This window comes from bacterium (genome assembly GCA_027622355.1).
GTDB lineage: Bacteria > UBA8248 > UBA8248 > UBA8248 > UBA8248 > JAQBZT01.
On record JAQBZT010000155.1, the window covers coordinates 1 to 7,284 of the forward strand.

6 protein-coding genes are annotated in these 7,284 nt (G+C 64.2%); 1 reads left to right on the plus strand and 5 read right to left on the minus strand.

Annotated elements, in window-relative coordinates; all coding sequences use genetic code 11:
* The 5 genes from O2807_09760 to O2807_09780 form a co-directional block, all read right to left on the minus strand.
* Positions 1–429: hypothetical protein (locus O2807_09760; protein MDA1000781.1), on the minus strand; the 429-nt coding region annotated here is incomplete at its 3' end.
* Positions 426–3,092, minus strand: a complete 2,667-nt coding sequence (locus O2807_09765) for a tetratricopeptide repeat protein (protein MDA1000782.1) — start codon at positions 3,090–3,092, stop codon at positions 426–428. The genes O2807_09760 and O2807_09765, both read right to left, overlap by 4 nt.
* Positions 3,093–3,136: 44 nt before the next feature.
* Positions 3,137–3,985, minus strand: coding sequence for a pantoate--beta-alanine ligase (panC, locus tag O2807_09770; protein MDA1000783.1), 849 nt, complete (start codon positions 3,983–3,985; stop codon positions 3,137–3,139).
* Positions 3,986–4,150: 165 nt separating this feature from the next.
* A complete protein-coding gene (gene folK / locus O2807_09775) occupies positions 4,151–4,681 on the minus strand; it encodes a 2-amino-4-hydroxy-6-hydroxymethyldihydropteridine diphosphokinase (GenBank protein ID MDA1000784.1) in 531 nt (176 codons plus the stop codon).
* On the minus strand, positions 4,678–5,853 hold the full coding sequence (locus O2807_09780; protein ID MDA1000785.1) for an LL-diaminopimelate aminotransferase: 1,176 nt from the start codon (positions 5,851–5,853) through the stop codon (positions 4,678–4,680). The genes folK and O2807_09780 overlap by 4 nt, the downstream gene beginning before the upstream one ends.
* A gap of 391 nt (positions 5,854–6,244) precedes the next feature.
* Between O2807_09780 and O2807_09785 the strand changes: the two genes are divergently transcribed.
* Positions 6,245–7,284: response regulator (locus tag O2807_09785; protein ID MDA1000786.1), on the plus strand; the 1,040-nt coding region annotated here is incomplete at its 3' end.

Consider the following 7,284-nt stretch of genomic DNA (forward strand, 5'->3'; position numbering starts at 1 on the left):
AAAATAGCGGAGCGCCTCGGCGGGATCGTCTTTCTTCAAGAACGCCATGGCGGTTTCCACCTTGGCGCCCTCGCCCCCGAATCCCCGCGCCAGAGCGCCGAAGGGCCCGGCCAGTTCCATATCCGGCGCCCTCTCCCCAGGCATGGGCCGCGCCGGAAGAGCGGTCTCTCGCGCGGGAGGAGCGGCCAACACATCGGGCAGCCTCACCCCGAGCCGCACGGGCGGCTGGGGCCTGAGGCGCCCCGAAATCAGCTGTGAAATGTCCGGCGAGTCGATCACCACCTCGGGGAGCTTGACGGTCAGCCGCCCCTCCGCCTCCGGGGCGGCCGCCGGAGCGCCCTTCGCCACCCCCGGCGTGCCCAGGGTCAAAAGCGCCGAAAAGAGCCACGAGGCGGATACCGTCCTATGAAAGAAATATCGCCGTTTCATCGCAGCGCCGGCTCCAGCTTCTTGATCCGCTCCACTCGACGGCGGACGGACTCCAGATACGACTGGAGTTCCTGTGCACGTGCAGCGGCCTGGGCGGTTTCCACGCTGGCCTCCTTCGCCCCCTGTCCCATCCGGGCGAGCACGAGGTAATGGGCCAGCGCCTTTTCCCATTCCCCGTTTTTTTCATACAGCGCGGCGGCGCGCCATCTCGCCGCCCGCCCCCAGCGGGAGGCCCCCACCGGGCCCGCGGCCAGCTTTTCGTAGAGCGCGAGCGCCTCCGCGCGTTTTTTTTGTCTTTCCATCAGGCGGCCCGTTTCATAGCGGGCGGCGGCGCCCACATCGGGGCGCTTCGACTGGGCGGCCACCTGGTAGGCGTCGAGCGCCGCGGAGAGATCTCCCCGATCCCTTCTCAATGCCGCGAGGCGCAGCGCCGCTCGGTACTGGTCCCCTCCCCCCGGGACGAGGGCGAGGATTCCCTCGTACACAAGCTCGGCCGCCTTCTTCTTTCCGGTCAACTCGAGCGTTTCCGCCAGAACAAGCCGCAGATCCGCATCGTCGGGGGAGAGGCGAATGGCTTCCCGGAGCAGGGGCAGCGCCTGCGCGAACCGCTTCAGGCGAAGCAGGCACGATGCGTGCATCTGCAGAAGCTCCCGCCGCACGGCGTCCTCCGTCTGCTCAGAGTGGCCCCGCGCCGCCGTTTCGATCGCCGCCTCGCATTTTCCCGCGCGGAAGCGCACCAGCGTCCACAGGTGGAGTCCTTCGGCCCTCACCAGCGGCTTCAGCGCATCCCAGTTCGAAAGCGCCTCCTCGGCCTCATCCCACCTGTTCAGGGCGGCGGCGTCCCGTGCGAGCAGGAGCCACGTCTTTCGCCGCCGCTCGAGATCGACCCCTTTGTCTTGTGCGAATTTCAGCAGCCACTTCCGGGCGTTCGCAAGATCGCCCGTCTTCTTGTGGAGCCGTCCCAGCCGAAGCCAGCCCTCGCGCTGCAGCGCAGCCGGAAGAAGCGGGAGAGTCTCTTCCCAGTTGCGCACGGCATCTTTCTTCGCCGATTTCCCCTCGGCCAGGACCGCGAGCTGGAAGCGCGCGTGCGCCGCGAGCGCCGATCTGCGACGCCCGGTCAACACCTGGCCGAAGTAGAGCTGCGCCTGCTTGATGTCCCCCTTCCGGAGCGCGCACTCCCCCCTCAGGGCGGCCACCTCGGCCCTTGCGCCCTCGGGCATCGTCTTGTGGGGAAAATCCCGCAGCACCCGCAAGGCCCCGCCGCAATCGCCCAGCTCGAACCGCAAGAAAGCGGCACGAAGCGCCGCCTGCCGAAGGTCTTTCAACATTTCGGGCGGATGGGGGAGAGGATTTTTGCGGTCTTTGCCCATAGCCGCCCGGATGGCCCTTTCGTACCAATCGGCCGCCTCCTTCCTCTTCCCCGCCCGCTCGTGGTTCTCGGCCACGCGAAGGGCGGCGAGGATTCCCTCGTTCTCCCCCGGGAAGCGATCCGCCAGCCCCTGAAACTCCTGCACGGCCACGGGGGTCATGCCCGCCTGACGTAGACATTCCGCAAGAAGAAATCCATTGGGCGCCGAGGCTTTGACATCCTCCCGGATCTTTTGCAGCCCGCCCCTCAACCGCTCGCGCTCTTTTTCCGTGCACCCGCCCGCCCGTGCAAGACTGTAGAGGAACCGGATGCGCACCTCCGCCCCCGCCCCTTTCCGATCGAAGAGCACACGGTAGGCGGAAACGGCTTCCGGGTAGCGCTTCGCCTCCCACCAGGCGGCCGCCCTTCCCTCTTCAGCATTCTTCCGCTCCGCGGGAGGAAGCTCCAAAGCGAGCCCCTTTTCGAAATCCATGGCCGCAAGGGGAAATTTTTTCAGCGCATACCGGCCCTCCGCCCGGGCGATGAGAACCCGCCCGCTGCGCCCCTCGCCGGGGTGCGCCGCGATCAGCTTGGTAAAAGTCTCCTCCGCCTCCGCGTACAGGCCTTTTTTCAACAGAAGAAAACCCAGCCGCCTGCGGGCGAGGCGCCGGCGGGGATGCTTCGGGTAACGCTCGAGCACATCCCGGTAAGCCGTCTCCGCCTTGGCGTTGCCCATCCGGTCAAGGACGAAGGCCCACTCGTAAAGGGCTCCGGGAACGCGGGCGTCCGCGCCCGCTCCCTTGAGAAAGGCGAGGAGGGCCGCCTCGGCCTCCTTCCATTTCTCCAGCGCCATGCGCAAGGCGGCGAGCCGGTAGATGGCCTCGATGCGGTAGGGGCCCGGCGCCACCGCCGCATAGGCTTCGGCCGCCTCCTGCTGTCTTCCCAGCTTTTCGAGCGCCTCCCCGAGCAGGAACCGCACCTTGTCGGCCCGCGAGTCCTTTCCGTGGTTGCGGAGAAACTCCTGAAAGGCCGCGGCGGCATCCTTGCGCATCCCGCTGCGGGAGAGCGACATGCCCAGGAAGTAGCGCGCCGTGGCCGCCTCCTTGCCCACTGGCCAGAGGGAGAGGTAGCGGCGAAGCAGATCGGCGGCCGGCTCATAGAGCCGATCCCGAAACGCCTGGAGCCCGAAGAGAAGGATTTGCTCCGGCTTCTCCTTCGACGGAGCGCCCGAGGCAGGGGCGAGGAGAAACACGGAGAGCGCCGCCGCGGTAACGGCCGCGCAGATCCGATTTTTCGTTCGCGTTTCCCAGATCATGCCCACTGCCTTCCAGCGGCGAAGGGTCCATGGAGGAGCCACACCTACGCCGGCTCCAGCGGAATGTTGTCGATGAGGCGCGTCCTGCCCACCCGGACAGCCAGCGCCACCCGCGCCGGTCCGCGCACCTCGTCCAGCTCCCTGAGCATTCGGGCGTCCACCACCTGGATGTATTCGGCATCGAGCCCGGCGGCGTCCAGCTCTTTTCGCACGGCGGCGATCAGCCGGACCGCCTTCCGCTCCCCTGCCGCAAACAGCTCCGCCGCCCGGGAGAGCCCCCGGTAAAGGGAGAGGGCCCGTGCCCGATCCTCCGGGCCGAGGTAGGCGTTGCGGCTGCTCATGGCCAAGCCGTCCTTTTCGCGGACTGTCGGACAGGGAACGATCTCGATGCCCAAGTCCAGATCCTCCGCCATGCGGCGGATCACCATCAGTTGCTGGTAGTCCTTCTCCCCGAAGTAGGCGCGATCCGGCCGGCAGGCGGTCAGCAGCTTGGCCACCACGGTGACCACGCCGCGGAAATGGCCGGGCCGGAAGGGACCGCACAGACCCGCTGCGAGTGAAGAAGGCTCCACCCAGGTGCCGAAGCCCTCCGGGTACATTGTGCTTGCCATCGGCGCATAGACCAGGTGGACGCCCTCGCGGCGGCACGCTTCGATGTCGGCATCGAATGTCTGGGGATAGGAGGACAGATCCTCGCCGGGGCCGAACTGCGCGGGGTTCACGAAGATGGACACGAGAATCCCTCGGCACTCGTTTTTCGCGCGGCGGATCAGGCTGAGGTGGCCCTCGTGGAAAGCCCCCATGGTCGGCACGAGACCCACCGGCCGGCCGGCTGCGCCCCTGAGCGCCTCCACCTCTTTTTGCATCTGGCCGGGTGTTGTGACGACACGCATAAGGCGTTCCATGGACGGGGCGGCGGGGCGAAGGCGGCGGCACGCATCCCGCGGGAGGAGGCTCTAATCCGGTGAACCGCCTCCCCGGCCATGCGCCAGATGAATCTTAACTGAATTTCCCCAAAGAGTTGAGCGGTACTGGCAGAAATCGCGTATGCGCCGGAATCAGCGGGAGGGTATGGGGGAGGTGTCCCACTTCTCGTCGAGGCGTTTGACCCAGGTTTCATCCCCCCGGAGCGCCTCGAGGAGTTCCTGCGCCGTCTTCCCGAGGACGGGATGCCGCACCTCCGGGGCGATTTCGGCCAGCGGCGCGAGAACGAAGCGCCGCTCATGCATACGAGGGTGCGGAACATGAAGCCCGGGGGCATCGCAGAGCGACCGCCCGTACAGCAGCAGATCGAGGTCAATGCGCCGCGGACCCCAGCGGCCGGAGCGCTCCCGGCCCATCCGCTGCTCCACCTCAAGAAGCACCCGGAGAACCTCGCCGGGGGCGTGGCCGCTCCGAATTTCCACTGCGGCGTTCACGAAATCGGGCTGGGCGATCGGCCCGATCGGTTCGGTGAGATAAAAGGATGACTTCGCGGCGAGAATAAATCCCTTCACCGACGCCAGGCGCCGGGCGGCATCCCGAAGCTGTTCTACGGGCTCGCCAAGGTTCGCACCGAGGGAGACGAATATCCGATTCTGCGTGCTCAAAAACCCACCTTCTCCATCCGCTGGATGGCCTCGCGCAAGCGATCTTCGGGAACCGTGAGCGCCATGCGGATAAAGCCCTCGCCATTCTTCCCGAAGCCGTTGCCGGGCGTCGTCACCACACCGCATTTCTGCAAAAAGTGCGCCGTCAGTTCGCCCGAGGTATAGCCCTCGGGGCAGCGCACCCAGACGTAGAAGGTGGCCTTGGGCGAATCCGCCTGAAGCCCCAGTCGCTTGAGGCCTTCGAGCATGACGTCGCGGCGGCGGCCGTAGGCCTTCCGCATGTCTTCGACGCATTTCTGATCCGAGGAGAGGGCAGCGATGGCGGCTTCCTGGACGGCCTGGAAGGCGCCGGAGTCCACGTTCGTTTTGATAGTGCCCAGACCGGCGAGCACATCGGGGTGGCCTACTGCGAAGCCGATGCGCCAGCCCGTCATGTTGTAGGTTTTCGAGCAGGAATGAAATTCGATCCCCACCTCCTTCGCCCCTTCGGCGTTCAGGAAGCTGGGCGGGCGGTAGCCGTCGAAGGCCATCTCGGAGTAGGCGTTGTCGCTGCAGACGATGATGTCGTAGCTCCGGGCGAATTCGACAAGCTCGTCATAGAAACCCACTTCCGCGCAGGCCGCCGTGGGGTTGTTCGGATAATTCACGAAGACAATCTTGGCGCGCTTTGCAATGTCGGCGGGAATGGCGGAGAGATCCGGCAGAAATTTCCGCTCCGCCTCCAGCGGCATGAAATGCACTTTCCCATCTGCGAAGAGCGTTCCGATTTCATACACCGGATAGGCCGGGTCCGGCACGAGCACATAATCGCCCGGATTGACGAAGGCCAACGTGATATGGGCAATCCCCTCTTTCGACCCGATGAGGGAGAGCACCTCGTCGGCGGCGTTGAGCTCGACGCCAAAGCGTTTTTTGTACCAGTCCGCGCACGCCTGCCGGAATGCGGGCATCCCCTCGTAGGAAGGGTACTGATGATTCTTGGGCCGGTGGGCGGCCCCCTCCAGGGCGCTGATGATGTGCTCCGGGGTGGGCAGGTCCGGGTCCCCGATCCCCAGGCTGATGATGTCCACTCCTTTTTTTATCTCCACATTTTTCAAGCGGTCGATTTCCGCGAAAAGATACGGGGGGAGGGTTTTCAGGCGCGCGGCGCGCTCGATCTGAATTGGGGACATAACACTCCTCATCACCCTGGCACAGGCTCTCAGGCTGAAATGGGCTGAAATCGCTGAAAATCCGTAAAAACGGAGGGAAAACCTAGCACGCCTCCCCTTTGGCGGCAAGGGGTGCCCTCCCCCCGGCCAGAAGCAAAAAATGAAACTAGACTCTTGCGTTTTTTCTCAAACTATTGAAAAATTAGGGTGTGGCTAGTATCCGTTTGCGCACAAGCTGCCCCCGCCCCGGGTTATTCACTGGAACCGCCCCGATCCCGTTGGCTCGCACGAGAAAGTTCAAAGAATAAACCGGTAGAACTGGAAAGGAAATTGGCGGGAAATCAATTCTTTTAAGACAGGAGACGGGCCGAAAACCGCGCCGTTTCCGACACTGCCCTGAAAAGGATACTTCATGCTCGAATCACATCTGCGGTTCCTTATCCTGGAGGATCAGGGAGACCTCCGCAGGGCCATGATGGCCATGCTGAAAAACTGCGGTGTGGGCACCGTCCAGGGCGTTAATACGGATGAAGAGGGCATAGAAGTGCTCAAAAACAAGCCCATTGATTTCATCCTCTGCTCGTGGTCCATCCCCGCGAAGGGCGGGATAGAATTTCTCAAGCTCGTGCGCAAGATACCCATGACCATGCAGATCCCCTTCATCATGATCAGCGGCCGGGGCCAGCTGGACAACGATGACTTCGCCCAAACGAACGACTACGACGTTGACGGCCATCTCATCAAGCCGCTCAACCAGCAGGAGATCGAGGAAAAAATACAAAGCGTTCTGGAGAAGTACACCTTCTCCATGGAAGCCAACATCGCCCTGGCCCGGGCCCACGCCTTTGTCGACATCGAGGCCTACGATGAGGCCAAAGAAGAACTCCAGGTCGCGCATGAGGCGGGAAAAAACTCCCCCCAGGTCCTGACGCAATCCGGGCAGGTGTACGAGCGGATGGGCGATACGGAAAAGGCCCAGGCCTGCTACGAAGAGGCCACGAATAGGGACGAGTACTACACGAAGGCGTACGATCATCTCGGCGATCTGCTGCAGAAGAAAGGCGAGCCGGACGCCGCCCACGATCTCTTCCAGCGGGCGGCCAAAATCAGCCCGAAGAACAGCGACCGCCAGATGAAGCTGGCCAAGACCCTGATGGCCAAGGGGGATGAGGAAGGCGCCCGGATCGCCCTTCACCGCGCGGTGGAAGGAGAGGCCGACCCCGCCTCCCGGAACGCCGCTGTCGCGGAATTCTTTCTGGCGAACAACCGGGCCGATCTGGCCGAGGAGGAATTCGGCTTCGCCCTCGCGGCGGACCCTGAAAACGTGCACTATTACAACCGTCTCGGCATGGCCTTCCGGCGCCAGCGCAAGTTCAAGGAGGCCATCGACAACTACCGCAAAGCCATGGCGGTCGTTCCGAGCGATGCCGTCCTCTACTACAACATGGCACT